At 51.0% G+C, this 15,323-nt stretch carries 16 protein-coding genes; 14 read left to right on the top strand and 2 right to left on the bottom strand.

All coding sequences use genetic code 11. The annotated features are described in order from the left end of the window. Positions 1-147: 147 nt before the first annotated feature. Positions 148-705, bottom strand: coding sequence for a hypothetical protein (locus Enr10x_RS00435; protein WP_145447828.1), 558 nt, complete (start codon positions 703-705; stop codon positions 148-150). A gap of 189 nt (positions 706-894) precedes the next feature. On the opposite strand from Enr10x_RS00435, the gene Enr10x_RS00430 reads away from it, so the two are divergent. The 14 genes from Enr10x_RS00430 to tnpC all read left to right on the top strand — a co-directional run bounded on the left by Enr10x_RS00430 (position 895) and on the right by tnpC (position 12,733). After that, positions 895-1,329, top strand: coding sequence for a secondary thiamine-phosphate synthase enzyme YjbQ (locus Enr10x_RS00430; protein ID WP_145447827.1), 435 nt, complete (start codon positions 895-897; stop codon positions 1,327-1,329). A gap of 100 nt (positions 1,330-1,429) precedes the next feature. Next, the gene (locus Enr10x_RS00425; protein WP_145447826.1) at positions 1,430-2,263 is read left to right on the top strand and encodes a GIY-YIG nuclease family protein; all 834 of its coding nucleotides are present in this window, start codon (positions 1,430-1,432) and stop codon (positions 2,261-2,263) included. Between the two features lie 101 nt (positions 2,264-2,364). Next, complete coding sequence (locus Enr10x_RS00420; protein WP_232093183.1) at positions 2,365-2,700, top strand: secondary thiamine-phosphate synthase enzyme YjbQ; 336 nt, start codon at positions 2,365-2,367, stop codon at positions 2,698-2,700. A 38-nt stretch (positions 2,701-2,738) separates the two neighbouring features. Further along, positions 2,739-3,185 carry a hypothetical protein gene (locus Enr10x_RS00415; protein ID WP_145447825.1) on the top strand — a complete coding sequence of 149 codons (447 nt, stop codon included), beginning with the start codon at positions 2,739-2,741 and terminating at the stop codon, positions 3,183-3,185. Positions 3,186-3,352: 167 nt separating this feature from the next. Further along, on the top strand, positions 3,353-3,706 hold the full coding sequence (locus Enr10x_RS00410) for a hypothetical protein (RefSeq protein ID WP_145447824.1): 354 nt from the start codon (positions 3,353-3,355) through the stop codon (positions 3,704-3,706). Positions 3,707-4,018: 312 nt separating this feature from the next. Continuing rightward, the gene (locus Enr10x_RS00405; protein ID WP_145447823.1) at positions 4,019-5,245 is read left to right on the top strand and encodes a tyrosinase family protein; all 1,227 of its coding nucleotides are present in this window, start codon (positions 4,019-4,021) and stop codon (positions 5,243-5,245) included. 49 nt (positions 5,246-5,294) lie between these two features. After that, positions 5,295-6,170: a hypothetical protein gene (locus Enr10x_RS00400; protein ID WP_145447822.1), complete on the top strand. Its 876-nt coding sequence runs from the start codon at positions 5,295-5,297 to the stop codon at positions 6,168-6,170. A 6-nt stretch (positions 6,171-6,176) separates the two neighbouring features. Further along, positions 6,177-7,727, top strand: a complete 1,551-nt coding sequence (locus tag Enr10x_RS00395; RefSeq protein WP_145447821.1) for an SCO family protein — start codon at positions 6,177-6,179, stop codon at positions 7,725-7,727. A gap of 447 nt (positions 7,728-8,174) precedes the next feature. Beyond that, positions 8,175-8,576, top strand: coding sequence for an SMI1/KNR4 family protein (locus tag Enr10x_RS00390; protein WP_145447820.1), 402 nt, complete (start codon positions 8,175-8,177; stop codon positions 8,574-8,576). Positions 8,577-9,030: 454 nt separating this feature from the next. Continuing rightward, the gene (locus tag Enr10x_RS00385) at positions 9,031-9,429 is read left to right on the top strand and encodes a class I SAM-dependent methyltransferase (RefSeq protein ID WP_145447819.1); all 399 of its coding nucleotides are present in this window, start codon (positions 9,031-9,033) and stop codon (positions 9,427-9,429) included. 330 nt (positions 9,430-9,759) lie between these two features. Continuing rightward, positions 9,760-10,023 carry a hypothetical protein gene (locus Enr10x_RS00375; protein ID WP_145447817.1) on the top strand — a complete coding sequence of 88 codons (264 nt, stop codon included), beginning with the start codon at positions 9,760-9,762 and terminating at the stop codon, positions 10,021-10,023. A gap of 71 nt (positions 10,024-10,094) precedes the next feature. Beyond that, positions 10,095-10,439, top strand: coding sequence for a hypothetical protein (locus Enr10x_RS00370; protein WP_145447816.1), 345 nt, complete (start codon positions 10,095-10,097; stop codon positions 10,437-10,439). Then, positions 10,436-10,789 (top strand): IS66 family insertion sequence element accessory protein TnpB, encoded by a 354-nt coding sequence (tnpB, locus tag Enr10x_RS00365; RefSeq protein WP_145447815.1) that lies wholly within the window; start codon positions 10,436-10,438, stop codon positions 10,787-10,789. The genes Enr10x_RS00370 and tnpB overlap by 4 nt, the downstream gene beginning before the upstream one ends. Before the next feature lie 138 nt (positions 10,790-10,927). After that, positions 10,928-12,733, top strand: a complete 1,806-nt coding sequence (gene tnpC / locus Enr10x_RS00360) for an IS66 family transposase (RefSeq protein ID WP_145447814.1) — start codon at positions 10,928-10,930, stop codon at positions 12,731-12,733. A gap of 1,081 nt (positions 12,734-13,814) precedes the next feature. Here tnpC and ltrA read toward each other — a convergent pair. Then, on the bottom strand, positions 13,815-15,284 hold the full coding sequence (gene ltrA, locus Enr10x_RS00355) for a group II intron reverse transcriptase/maturase (RefSeq protein WP_145447813.1): 1,470 nt from the start codon (positions 15,282-15,284) through the stop codon (positions 13,815-13,817). Positions 15,285-15,323 lie beyond the last annotated feature (39 nt).

The following is a 15,323-nucleotide window of genomic DNA, read 5'->3' as shown; positions in this document are numbered from 1 at the left end:
AGATGCTTTGTGGCTTACGAAAAACACCAACACTTCAGCAGCATCTTACAACCCTTTTTTTCTGAAGAAACTATCTTCTTTGGCTCTTCAGACATAAGCGGAGATACTCAGAGTTGAGCGGAGAAAATCATTCTTTGTCTTTATCTATTACAAGTCATCTTTATGAATCCTGTAACTCTTTGTGCTTAGCTTGATAACTCGTATTTTTCCACAATCAAATCTTTTCTTTAATGTGTCCCAGCTACAATCAAAGTGCTTAGACCATTCTGCTGGAGACTTGGGTTTAGAATATTCAGAAGCTGATCTTGTATTCTGTTCTTCGATTGAAGCAATAATTCTGGGTATCATATTAATACGCTGACGTACATTTTTTGATATTGCCCTGAGGGAAGCTTCTTCACTAAGTGAAGGGAGCAATAGATTTCGAAATACATTACCATCAAACCCATGTGCATCAGCAAGTCGGGCACATCGTTCGTCATCATCGCTAGTGACAGGTAGGCCTTCCTGGGGAATAAGATCTTGATCACATAGTTCGTCAAGCAATTGGTATTTCTCTTGTAGACTTTGTAATTGCGAACTCAAAAAACAAATTTCTTCAAGCTTCTCTGGATCCAATACAACATCACCCTGTGTATTCTTATTGAATTTCAATTGAGCCAGATTATTTGTAAGCTGATTGTTTTCCTTGCCTTTGGAATTCATTTTGATCTCCAACTAATGTTTTACATGATGACCTCTAACTTTTATTCACTGGCACTCTTTTGAAATTGCCAGTCAGACGGTAGTTCCTAAGACTATTCATATCTAAGCTTAGATCTTTCTTTTATTATGAATTAGTACTGTAAACAACAACTTATTCAAAACAGTAATAAAATTGGAAAAGTCGCCATTATGAAAACACTTACCAGAGAACTCTGGATGGACATCTCCCAGCGTCGGCAGATCGTTTCTATACACAAAGAAGTTGAAGATCTGGTCGCTGAAAGTGGGGTTACCGATGGTCTAATTCTTATAAACGCGATGCACATCACGGCCTCGGTCTTCATCAATGATAACGAACCGGGACTGCATGCCGATTACGATCGCTGGCTGGAACAACTGGCCCCCTTCAATCCAGGCGGCGACCCCAATTCTGGCGGCTATCTGCACAACCAGACCGGCGAAGACAACGCGGACGCCCACCACAAACGCCAGATCATGGGACGCGAAGTCGTCGTCGCCATCACCGAAGGCCAGCTCCACCTGGGACCGTGGGAACATATTTTCTATTACGAGTTCGACGGCCGCAGGCGAAAGCGGATTCTGGTTAAGATTATTGGAGAATAGATCAGCTAAAAAACAATATAAAGTCTTGTGTCATTTGCCATCATCAGAGTCCAATCACAAAACTGAATTGGTTTTTCATTGAAATATCACGGAGAGCCCGATGCCGTTAATGTTCAATTCGATTCTAACTGAGGGTGGACTCCCAGTAGAAAAAGTGCGGTTGCTAAGACATCGAGACCAACGAGCAGCTAAGGGTCTTAAGCCATACGAATTATGGCGAGATGACAGACAAAGGTTTGAACAGTATCAGTCTCATCAAGATTTTGGTAATCACACAAAGCTTAATCATCCCTTTTGGGCTTCGTTTGTAGGAACTCCAAATAACGAAACCCTTTTCGTGGGTATTTATTCTGTTCGCCATAAAGGAGTTCTCGAAAAGGATATAGCGTCGCCTCATACTCACAACATAATAAAAGCTGGTAGTTGTGATGCTTACGAGATTAGTTTACTACCAGAATTCGAAGACCTAGATGGTAAACTTTACATTGACTGGGGAGCCGGCACTCGTGCTTGGATTCAACGTGCTTCTCAGCAAAACAAGCCTATTACTGAAATACGTACCGAATTTAAGGAACCTGAATTTCCAGGTTACTTACAATTTGTCTCTTCACTATCCAAACTTGACACTCTGCCTCCGGGTTGGATCATCGCTTTGAAATCGTCACGTGGTGTGTATCTGCTTACTTGCCCCAAAACGAAAGAGCAATATGTTGGTTCAGCTTACGGTGAAAATGGATTTTGGGGGCGTTGGCAGCAATATGTTACTACCGGCCATGGTGGCAACATAGCTCTCAAGAGCCGTGACCCAAGTGACTACCAAGTTTGCATTCTGGAAACTGCTGGTACAGCTTCCACACCTGAAGAAATAATTCACATGGAACAATTGTGGAAAAATAAATTGCAAAGCCGCGAAATGGGTTTGAATCGGAATTGAATAGTTTAAGTATTTTGTTGCATATGATCATAGCGATTCGACAGACTAAGGTTTTGCAATGACTTGCCATTACTATGTGACACCAGACAGGACAAAAGACAGTGTGTGACACAATGTGCCTGGGGAACGCGATGCACATCACAGCTTCGGTCTTCATCAACGACAACGAGCCGGGGCTGCATGCCGACTATGATCGCTGGCTGGAGAAGCTGGCTCCCTTTGATGCGGGCGATGATCCTGCTACCGGCGGGTATCTGCACAACCGCACGGGGGAAGACAACGCCGACGCCCACCACAAACGCCAGATCATGGGCCGCGAAGTCGTCGTCGCCATCACCGACGGACGGCTCCACCTGGGACCGTGGGAACACATTTTTTATTACGAGTTCGACGGCCGCAGACGGAAGCGAATTCTGGTAAAGATTATTGGAGAGTGAGAAATGGGCGCTATTGTCCAATAGCAGGGGAATATAAGTTGCGTCGAGTTGATTCGATTATCATAGAATGGCGAAAAGCAAGGCAGCGACCGGAATTGGTCACGGGTGAGTTCATATTAAATGGCCGCCCATTTCTCGAACATTGCGAACTGGCAACGAAGCAAACCTATGACGTAGTCTCGCCTGTTGGATGGACAACGCCGGACTATCAATCAGCGTTCGTCGAAAGGCTGCTTCTTCGACAACCGGCTGTGTTACCAAGCGGACGACGAGAAGTTCTTGTTTGTCCGGAGTGTGCGGACCTGGGTTGTGGTTGCATTTCTGCCGACATGGCGTCCGAGGGGGATTACTTCGTGTGGAGCGAAATTGGATACGAGAACGACTACGATCCTGAGATGTCAGTGATTTTCCCGATGGGACAATTTGTCATTCCGAAAGACGAGCTATTACATCAAATTCGCAGGTACATTCCTGATATTATCTGAGTAAGTACAATCAGGTCTGAGTTGGAAGAGCCACAGATACCATATCGTCTGCAGAGGCAGGTGAAGATCATGAATTACCATTTGTCACACCAGCAACAACAAAAGGCAGTCTGATACACTATGTGCCTGGGAAATTCGCTGCGGATAATCGGGGAGTAACTACGCCTATGACAGACATTCCTGACTCCAATAACGTCTACGGTTGCGTCACATCCCTGGATGGTCTGGCATTTGTTCGGGATGCTGTGAACAAACTTGAAGAAGTTAACGAAGCGTTTATTTCAGTTTCTGGTTGCGACGGTTCAGAATCACTGATCCTCAAAAGTGATCTGATCGATTTTGAGTCGGAACCACTAGAAAATGGACAGCACCTGCTGAATGGCGCCGTTGCAGGCTCCATTAATGAAATTATCAGCTTCGTTGGCAAGCTCTCGCACACGTTATCTGAAGCAGGAATAGAACATCACTTCGAAATCTACAATGCGGAAGAACTTATTAAGGAAATCCCTGGTTCTAATTGATAGAAGTCCGCATGTGATAACGTAGGAACACATTTTTTATTATGAGATTGACGGGCGCCGACGAAAAGGAATCCTGGAGCAGACCATCTCTGCGTCAGGCCCCGGTGGAAGATATCCCTCCTCATTCTGTACAAGCTTTTTTCCACATTGGTTGATATTTGTTTTGACTGGCAGAATGTATACACTAAAATGCGACTGTAGTCTCAGGCGAAGCTGTCTGACCCGACAGGCATTCACGTCACTCACGTCTAACATATTTCTGGAAATGCCGTGTCATTCAAATCACTCTGAAGATTAGCAAAGGGCCGCGTCATGAAGGTGGAGTTCGAAGTAAACAGCACACCGAACCCGTTAGGACGCTATCTTACATGGTCTCCTTCTCCCTGTCGCATCCGGGTTTCCGATCCATCTGGAATCTCGGGTAACAGTGTCAATCTCAAAATCAGCAGTAAAACGGCGGGCGCAACTGGCGGAAGTCTCGTTTTTCGCAAGTCGACTTCGGGGCCCTTCTCCGCCAGTATTAATTTGACGGTCCCGAAATCAGGAGAATCGGTTCCTTTTCAAGCTGCTGGCAAGTATCCGCAGGCCAGCAGCAGAGACGGCGATGTCCAAATCGAAGCTCATAACGGCACGACACTGGTCGGCTCTGTTCCCGTGATGGTTCGCATTCGGAAGAATGCAAACGAACTGACGGCGGAGGAACGTGAACGATTTCTCTCAGCATTCGCTCAACTCAATGCGAAAGGTCTGGGGCGCTTTACGGACTTCCGCGAAATGCATACCAGCGCCAGCAGTCCGCAAGCACATGGCGCTGCCGGTTTCCTCCCCTGGCACCGGATTTACATTCTCGATCTGGAACGAGAACTCCAGGAAATCGACCCGAGCGTCGCGCTGCCCTACTGGAGGTTCGACCAGCCGGCACCCAAATTGTTCAAAAAAAATTATTTAGGCGAAGCCAATCCTGTCACAGGCGCAGTGCAATTTGACTCCGGTAATCCCCTGCAATTCTGGACGACAGACGGGGTTCAGGGTTTTATGCGACGCCCTCGCTTCAATACGAACACACAGTCGGCAAATGTAATTGATGAAACAGCCACACTGAATCTGGGTAACGATTACGATGCTTTCATCGACATGGAGGGCGATCCCCATGGCTATGCCCACACCAGTTTCATGGGGCCGATCAGCAGTGTCCCGACAGCGGCACGGGATCCCCTGTTTTTCCTGCTGCATTGCAATGTCGATCGTCTCTGGGCCAAGTGGCAGCGAAAGAACGATCGCTATGACCACAATTCCCCAGAGGCCTATTCCACATCTCCACAACCCATTAATCATAACCTGACAGATTCCCTGTGGCCCTGGAACGGGGTGACCGGAAGTGGTCGTCCTCCGACGGCTCCGGGTGGAGCGTTGGCAAGCAGCCTCGCCGTTTCTGCTCCCGGGCCGATGCCCCTGGTGATGAATACGCTGGACTACCAGGGGAGCCTGAGTAATCTTGATCGATTCGGTTATGATTATGACGATGTGGAATTTGCGTAATGAATATTCGTTAAACAATGCCAATCAGAGGTAATTTGGAGTTACGGTCATGGCCAAGCGTAAATCAGCTAAAAAACAGACAGTCAAAAAGTCGAGCCAACCCTCTCCTGCGAAGTTGATATCCACGGTGACCAACGATGCGCTGCCTGAACAGGAACGGGTCCAGGCATCGCGGGGCGCCTCCGCAGCAGTCTTGAAAGACGAAGCTTACTTTAAAAAAACGATGGAGGTCGTGCTGGATCAAAGCCAGCCCGCAAGTGTGCGCCATGCCTGCCTCCAGGCGCTTGAGGCTGCGAGTTTCCAGACCATCAAATTTGAAAAGTATCGTAAAGATTACATACTGATGATGCGAAAACTCGCCCGCGATTCCGATCCTGAAATCCGGTTCTCTGCACTCAATACACTCTCCTGTGAAAAAGACGGGTATGCTCAAAAGAGACTGCTCGACGGACTCAAAACTCCGGACAAAGCGCTTGTAGAACCGGAAGTGGCCCTGCAGCTATTGGGCAATGACGTGCACGCTGATGTCTATTCAGTTGCACGGGAACTTGTGAAGAAACCACCCTCTGAGCAGGTTAAAACAGAAGCCCTCAAACTGCTCGCTGCCGATTCCAGTGCCTCGAAAATCTTTGAAAAAGTCCTGCTTGACAAATCAGAGAATACAGAAAATCGCCAGGTCTCCGCGGCAGCCTTGCATTCGATCAAACCGAAATCGCTTTACAAACATGCCGCCACTATTGTCAAAGACAATAGTGATAATGATGAAATCCAGGCAACGTGTCTGACCGCGCTGGGTAACTTTTTCTCTGACCAGGACGTGAAAGCAGATGCGGACCTGGTCAAAGGCATTCAGACCTTGAAAAAGAAAGGAAAGACCAGGGTCAAAAAACAGGCCACACAGTTTCTGAAAAAGTTTGCGGAATAGAAACCAGTGAATGAATTAACCGGCCTGACGACTGCTGAATTAGACAGTCTTTCAGAGGAGGCATTCGCGGAGTTCGTCGATCGGACGGCTCAAGACCCCGCGCAACAGGAATTCCTCACAGAATTCCTTCGGGAAGACCACCCTGTCTATCGCGAACGGGGAACTGCAGCTGTCATACGCATGCGCGGCTGGATCCTGATCTCACTTGCGAAACAGCAATTCCCTCCCTCCGCAGTCCTGTATCTGCTTGAGGAACTGGACACGGCAATTCATGCCTATTCTGTCGCAGCAGCTGCCTGCGCTCTCAGATCGCTCCCCAAGCCGGATCAGTTATACGCTCCTTTCCTGCTGCGGGCACTTACCAACATCAGATACCATGATGAATCGGTCTCGCTCGAAGCCTATGGGGAATATCCAGACGAATCGACAGACACCTGTGCGGTTGGTGAGATTTTGAAAACCATTCGCTGGCTGGGACCACTCGCCGGTTCTATCCAGAGTGAACTTCGGAATGTGAACGGGCTTTCCATTTCCGAACAGCAGGAACTGGATCATCTCGTTTCAGCTCTTCAGCCCACTGATCAAGATTCGCCGCCTGAAGACGACTGCTGTCAACTGCCGGCAGGTGTCAGTAATCTATTCACTTGGATGCGGGGAACCCGAGCAGACTGCACACCGGTGGAACAAACGGTCTTTGAAGATCAGTCAGGAAATCTCATCCGTTATGGTGAATTATTTACAGGCGGACCGACTGTTGTCGTCTTCTTTTATACCAGATGTGACAATCCCCTGAAGTGCTCGCTGACAATCACGAAGCTGGCCCATGTCCAGAAAGAACTGGAAAACCGGGGACTGGCCCATCAAATCCGAACCGCAGCCATTACTTACGATCCCGAGTACGACCATGCTCAACGGTTAGCACAATACGGAAAAGAACGGAATTTTCAGACAGGGGCTCAGCATCGACTGTTGCGTACCGTGGAGGATTTTGAACCGATCAAAAAACATTTCAAGCTGGGAGTTAACTATATCCGGGCTCTAGTTAACCGGCACAGAATCGAAGTTTTCATTCTGGATTCTGCAGGAGCGATTGCCGCTTCATTCGAACGTCTTCGCTGGGATGAGGCAGAGATTGTTGAAAAAGCAGTTGAGATGTTGCATGAAGCAGAGACCTGCGCTGTAAAAACGGATTCAACATCAGTTTTTCAAAATCGCGTTTTTTCAGCAATAGGACCTTTTGCAGCCCTGGGAACAGCTTTTTTTCCGAAATGTCCGTTTTGCTGGGCTGCCTATGCCAGTCTGTTCGGGGTCGTCGGTCTCGAGCAGATTCCGTTTTCTCCCTGGCTTTATCCGGTCCTGATTCTGGTCATGTTGATCAATCTGTTGAGTGTCTGGCTCCGCTGTCAGTCAACAAAAAAAATGTACGGGTTCTATTTCGTGTTTGCAGGCGCAATTGCAATTCTGGCCGGCTCGTTTTGGAATCTGCCCCTGGCCGCGACTTCAGGAGTCATTTCGACGTTTGCTGGTTCTTTAATCAGTGCTTTGAAACCAGATTAGCACGAAGTCGTCGCCGATGATCAGTTGGCCCCGGGACCGTGGGAAAATGTTTTTTATGATGCATTCGACCACAGCCTGCGGAAGCGGATATGGTGAATAGTATTGGGAATTAGGATGAGTGATCAGCCTGAAAACACTATCAAAACTCCTGCAAAAGTTCTTGCCAGTCTTCGTCCCGGATATCTGACTGTGTACTTCGGGTACGGACAAGGCCTGGCTGACGGAGGCATACCACACGAGGTTCCAATTGATGACATCCCTTTTGACCTGCGGTTGCCGAATTCGGAATTCACGTTGATTCTGGACTGCAATGGTCAAATCCTTAGTGTTGAACGTTATCTATCTGATTAATACCTGTGACACCGGATACGGAAAAAGTCAGCGTGTGATACACTGTGCCTGGGGAACGCAATGCGGATCCTGGTAAAAGTCATTGGAGAATGAGTCATGTTATTTCCAGTTGAAGAACGCTTCATTCACGAGACAGAAAAACGACTGGGGCTGAAGTTGCCACCAGATTACGTCAACAAAATGATGAAAGCGAACGGGGGTGAAGTTCAGACAACGCCGGATGCGTGGGTACTGTATCCAATCTTTGACACCAGTGATAAGAAGCGATTGAAAAGGACATGCAATGATGTTGTCAGAGAAACCGAGAGTGCCCGAGATTGGGTTGGATTTCCAGATGAGGCAGTGGCGATTGGGAGCAACGGATGTGGAGATCAGTTAGTGCTACTTCGAGATAAGAAATCTCCAGAAGTGTCAGGGGACGAAGTGTTCTGGTGGGATCACGAAACGGGTGCGCTAAATATGGTCGCAGCGAGATTTGCTGATCTCACATTAGATTAACAGTGTTCATCGTCGTCATCACCGAGGGGCACAAACGGAAGCGGGGCCAGCAGAGATTTTGGAGAATGATTTATGGGATCAACATATCACTACAAATGCAATGACTGTGGTTACACTGTTGAAGTGAGTGGTGGCCCTGACGTCGGTTTCGTTGTAAAAACACAAACGGGTGTTTGCAGTATATGTAATGAGCTCGTGGACTATGTGACTGAAGTCTGGTGTCCTGATGGAAAGATTGAGAAAACAGTGGTCATCGGCGCCTGTCCAAAATGTAAAACTCAAATTGAGCAGGTATGGAATCATGGTGATCCCTGCCCAAAGTGTGGAGGGAAATTTGGAGAGAGGGAATTAGGCATGCAGTGGATCTGACGCAACTGACCTCACGATTTCACTTCTTTACTTTTTATGGAAACTGCCTGTAACCAGATTATGTCGAGTACGGCGAGAAGAACAAATGGACCATCAGACACATTGGGACCCGAGAACATACGATGAACCGCGACGGCGGCTGGTACCCGACTTTGGCGCGTTTTATGGAACCGCGACAATGCTCGTCGAAAAGACAATCCCCGAGGGGGCGCGGATCCTGGACCTGGGCTGCGGTACCGGCATTTTTTCTGAGTTCATTCTGAGCCGATCGCCTGCCTCTTCGATGACTCTGTTAGACCAGTCTGCGGACATGCTCGACGTGGCGAAGACTCGTCTGCAAAAGTATTCCATCACGGCGGTCCAGGGCTCGTTCGATGCAGTGATACCAGACGGCCCGTTTGATGCGATCATTTCAAGTCTGGCAATTCATCACTTATCTGACGAAAAAAGGCCCGGCTTTTTCAGCGCGTCTCCGAGGCACTAGTCAGCGACGGCATATTTATCAACGCCGATCAGGTAGCAGGGCCGACTCCCTGGCATACGGACTTTTATCGGGCAATGCATGAGAAACAGGCGCGCGAACTGGGAACAGACGATGCAGAGTGGACTGCTGCCCTGCAGAGAATGTCAATTGACCAGTACGCGAGCAGCGACTGGCATCTTGCACGCTTCGTTGAGGCGGGTCTGCACCAGTGCGATACATTTTTTAAGAGGTTCGGCTTCGCCGTCATGGCCGGCTGGAAATTACCGACATAATCATCATCTGGAGCCGGCTATAGAAGCGGATTCTGGTGAAAAATCCTGGGGAATGAGAATGGTTCGAAATTCATCTGAAATCGCCACTGCCATTGATCAGTTTCAGCCACAAGAGGAAGAATGGCTGGAACTGGATGAACTTCTTGAGGAATTATTCGAAAGTGAATCGCCTGCAAGTGGTATTCCTGCCATGCTGCGCGTCTTTGAACGCTATCCGACCGAGGATGGAGCCGGCGTCTTCTGGTCGATCATTCATGGCATGGAAAGTCTGCCAGGCTATGAACCGCTACTGATTGGTAACCGTACACCAGAACCATTGTAGGCGCAGGGTTTAGAATCTCGGGTTTCCTCACGTTTCCCATACAGGAGATCCCATGGTCCAAAACAATTCGAGTGAAACCGCCCAAGTCTGGGCAGACCGACTGGAGCGATTCGACCAGGCTGAAATCACCGTCGCGCAGTTCTGCCAAAACGGAAAACGTCTCAAAAGCGTCCTACTATTACTGGCGGCGGAAGGTCCGCGGCCGGCGGAAGATCCGCGGTACCACCAGGAGAGACCATCAACGGCTTCGCGACAGCACGTCTGCCCCTCCTCGACAGACGGGCAGAAAGCCGGCAGGCTTCCTGCCCGTCACGCTTGCAGCGTCCTCACCGGCCACTGTCATGGCCGTCGATCTGCCGGGCGGCATTCGCATTCGATTCGAGATCCCGTCCTGTAGCCAGGAGGCCCGCTCATGATGGGCTTGCCCAGCGGCACGCCCATCTACCTGTGCACCGAGCCGGTCGATTTTCGTAACGGCTTCGACGGTTTAACCGGCATTGTCACCGCGACGCTGGGTCAGAACGTCCTCAACGGTTCTCTATTCCTGTTTGTGAACCGCCGACGCGATCGTATCAAAGCCCTGTGGTGGGAGACCGGCGGACTGACGTTATGGTACCGGCGGCTTGAGCAAGGTACCGTTGAGCTGCCAACGCCCGAAGACGACAAAACCCACGTGACCATCGATTCGGTCGAACTGGCCATGTGGATCGCCGGCGTTTCGCTGAAGTCGTCCAGGCACAGAAGAAAGCGAATGACTGCGGTCTGAGTCGCAGCCTCATCAAAACATCCTTCGGCAAACCGGCCTGGCGAGAATCTATTTCGCGGGCCGGTTTTTGTTGGGATTTGCTTTTTTTATTGATCATCGGGTAGTGCGAAAAGTCCGAATTCTTATAATGCGTCCATCATGGCTGATGAATCACTTCCCCACGACATCCAAGACTGCCATCGCTTGATTGCGATGTTGCAAAGGCAAGTCGATGACGGGCAACAAACGATCAATCAACAAGCGACCCAGCTTTCACTCAAGGACAAGCTGGTCGAAGAACAGGCCCACTCGGTCTTGCAGCTCAAGGACAATCAGGACCAGCTCAATGAGAAAGTCACCGAGCTGAACCTGACGATCGAGAAACTTCTTAAACAACTCTACGGCCGTAAGAGCGAACGGCGAATCGACGGTGCCGGTCAGTTGCTGCTGGACCTGGGCGAGGAAGTCACGCCCGAAGTGGTCAGCGCGCTCGAAGAAGCGATCCGGCAAGCTGAACAAATTGCCCAGGACGCCGCTGAATCGAACCGAAAGTGCCAACCCAGGCGACCGCGACCCGACGACCGTAAATTCCCCGCCCACCTGCCGCGTTATGAGAAACTCGTTGACCTTCCCAAGGAACAACGCGAGGGATTGAAACTGATCGGCTACGATGAAGTCGAAACGCTTGAGTTGATCCGCAGTGAACTACGCGTGCGGGTGACCAGATATGCCAAGTACGCGCACCCAGCGGACAAAACCCAAGGCATCCTCAGTCCTGAGCGGCCGACCGGACTGGTCGAGGGCCATCGTTTCGATCCATCGATCGGTGTAGAAGTCGTGGCGGCGAAATACTTCTATCATCTCCCGTTTTACCGCCAGCAAGACCTGTTCGCCGGCAGTGGCTGGACCCCCAGTCGCAGCACGCTGCAAAACATCGAAGCGGGTGTTGAGTTTGCACTTCGTCCGCTGGCGGCGCACCTGCGCAGCTATCTGAAACAGGATCAAACGATCGGTTGCGACGACACCGGCGTGTTGTTGATTACTCCCGCCGCGATGCCGGATCTGTCCCGGCATCCCCGCGGGCAGCGGATCGGCGAGGTGCTGGAAACCGCGATCGCCGCCGGCAAGCCCAGCATCAACGCAAAGATGTGGGGCTATTACGCCTCGCGTCTTCCGGTGGTGGCGTTTGACTTCACGGTCAGTCGTCACCGGGACGGACCGGATGAAGTGCTCAGAGATTTCGCGGGCAACCTGATCGGAGATTGCTGGTCGGGTTTTCAGAAGATCGAGGTTCGAAGTGGCTCACGGATTACGTTCGCCGCGTGTTGGGCGCATGCGCGTCGTAAGATTGACGAGTGCCGCAGCGCGTTCCCGCTCCAGGTCGCTCAGCTCGAATCGTGGATTCGGATGCTCTACGACGTCGAGGACCAGATCCAGAGGCTCAATGCGTCCCAGCGGCTGGCCCGTCGCCGCCGCCTGTCGCGTCATGTACTGGGTCTGATCGAAGAGTACTTGTCCGGCGAAGAGATGTCGCCGGGTCGTGTTTTACCCAAGAGCAATCTTGGTCAAGCCGCTGCGTACATTCGTCGTCACTGGAAGGCCTTGTCGCGATTTATTGATGACGCCTCGATCCCGATTGACAACAACGATTGCGAACAACTGATGAAACGTGTGGCCACGGGTCGCAAGAATTGGATGTTCAAAGGATCGGTGTTCGCTGGTGATCGAGCGGCGAACCTGATGACGATCGTGGGTACGGCGATTCGTAACGACCTGGACGTAGCTGCTTACCTGCACGACGTGTTGCAGCGTGCCCTTGACGGCGAGACGGACTGGGCCAGGCTGGCACCGCACGCCTGGAGAGTGGACCACCCTGAATCGATTCGAACGTACCGCCAGGACGAGCGTCGCCAATCCGCTGACCGCAAACGCAAGCGTCGAGCCCGACGCCGCCTCAGCAAATAATCAGCCCCAGCGAAATGACTGGTCCTGGTGTACGGTTACCTACTGATTGAGTCTATTCAGTCAGCACCTTCCGAATCGGGCCTCATCATGGTGAACCGGCTGTTGAACTCCGGTGTCACACAAATTAACGGCCTGGACCTCGTCCAGTTATTTGAAAAAACTACTCAAAACCGGTCAGCACCTGCCGAGGTCAGAGAGAGTGCCAGGCGCTTTCTGAAGAAACATCAATCGCTGGATTGAGGATCGGCAGGACGGTTTCAATCACCAGAGAAATTGGATTCCAGCACATCGTATAAGACGAATCGATCATGGCGACTGACTTTTACGAAATCGAGACCGAAATTCGTTACCTGACGCCACAGGAGGGATGCCGCCGCCACGGTGTGTCTGAAGGCTATCGTGGGTAGTTTTACTACGCGAGTGAATGCCACTATTGCCTGGGATGCGTAAACGGAGACAGGTGAAACTGATCAAGGAACCGCAATTGACAGACCTGATCGAATTAAATGGAGTCCAGCTGACGCCGGTCATTGAATTCTTTCCGCCGGACTTTTCCAGGGAAGATCGCGCAATGCCCACCGGGGGAGCTGCGCGCGAAGAATGGGAACCATACTGGAAGAGCTGCCTGGCAGACTCCGGCATCGAAGGACTTAACCCCATTGAGCGCGGGTCCTGTTACGTTGCCACCTCTGAGATTTCCGCGGAACAGCTGGCCCGGGCACTGCCGGTCTTCCTGGAAGACTGCGGCGGGCTGGCGGAACTGGAGGACGCTGAGTCCCGACCAATCTTGAGCGGTGGTCTCGCCTTGAGTGCCTGCCGACATGGGATTCTCGTTTTACCAACCTGCTGCAGTGATATCGGTGATCTCGAAAACTGGCAGACCGCAGCCGGTTACACGGGGCAATCCTGGGAGATGCTGTGGATCGGTCATCCCTGGTTATCTATGAAATTCCAGGATCCCTGGCTGGTGCTGAGTCGCCCGCACGAGTCCGGAGGTCGAGTAGGCTCGGGGGATTTCTCCCCCGAGCCTCTCACAGAACCGGACTTGTGGGCCCACATCCGGCTCTTCAAGCTGATTACCTCAAAACAACTCGAGTTGCTTCTTGGCCCCCTTGGGGTGAAACTCGTGCCAGCGGATTTGCAGATTTACCAGGCGTTCAGCGAACCAGGCGTTTCCATACGCTTTGTGAATGCCGAAGCTTGCACTACGCTTCCAGTGACCACGGATTCGGTAGGCCGATTTCCAGGCCAGCCCCTGGGAAATGCCGCGACGTAACAAGTGACGAAACAGATGACGAGGACGTTTCTTTTGGCGAACTAAGATCGCCCGCAACCGACGACGGATGTGGGCGTCGAAACCCGAAAACGAACCTACACCAGTACATAAACGAAAATAGCCGATCCAACCGTTGAGATAACGGTTCACTCGAGCGACGCACGCGTCGAAAGAGCCGCCCCAATTGCGAGGAGTTAACTCGCGGATTCGGACGCTCATCCGTCGGGCAGTACGATTCGAGATCAGAATCATCATTATCCCTTTTGAATCCTTCCGCAACCGGAAACCGAGGAAGGTTAAATCAAAAGGGGCGCTCACCGAACTCTTTTCCTCGTTGATCACGAGTCGAAGTTTTCGTTCGATGAATTGCTGCACCGATGCCATTACGCGATCTCCCGCCCGTTTAGTCCGCACGAATACGCTAAAATCATCTGCGTATCGAACAAATTTCAAGCCGCGACGGGTAAGCTCCCAGTCGAGTTCATCGAGAACGATGTTCGACAGAAGCGGCGAAAGTGGCCCCCCTTGCGGAGTGCCTTCTTCGCTGACCACGCATGTTCCATCTGGCATCACCACCTTTGCCTTGAGCATCCGATGAACCAACTTCAGCACGCGACCATCCTCGACACGCTGGGATATTCGTCCGAGTAGCCGTTGATGGTGGACGCGATCAAAGAACTTCGACAAGTCGATATCGACTGTAATGCCGTATCCTTTATTGAAGTAGCCTTTAGCTTCGGCAATGGCGGTTTGGGCTCCGCGATAACGGCGGAACCCGTGACTGCTATCATGAAAGGTTGGTTCAAAGATCGGTTCGAGCTGAAGCAAGACCGCCTGTTGAACGAGCCGATCAATGACATTGGGAATGCCCAGTCCACGCTCACCTCCGCCAGGCTTGGGAATCCAAACACGACGGATATCGCCTGGCATGTACGTTCCCGAAATCAGAGCGTGGCGAATCTCTGGCAGAAGATCGGGAGCTGCCTCCACGACTTCTTCGGTCGATACACCATCGACTCCGGCAGCACCTTTGTTACGTGCCACAAATAGTAGCGCTCGTGCCAAATTCGACAGCGAGGCCACCCGTTCCAACAGACGATCATGATTTGCATCGCGATCTTCTATCGGGGCGTCTGTTTCGTTCGTCAAATTGTGATCCGCTTGATGCAGCAAGTATGACCGTCCAGCAGATACGTCCGCTTTCGGGGCAGCCTCGCTCTCTTTCGAGTTGTCGGCAAACACGAATCTCAGTTGACGTGATTCAGAACTTTTCAACTTGTCATCCCCTTCGCTCCACCAGCATTACCCGGCTTC

The organism is Gimesia panareensis, assembly GCF_007748155.1.
In the GTDB taxonomy this organism is placed as follows: Bacteria; Planctomycetota; Planctomycetia; order Planctomycetales; family Planctomycetaceae; genus Gimesia; species Gimesia panareensis.
The sequence above is the reverse complement of the archived record's forward strand: the minus strand, read 5'-3'. Positions and strand labels throughout refer to the sequence as shown.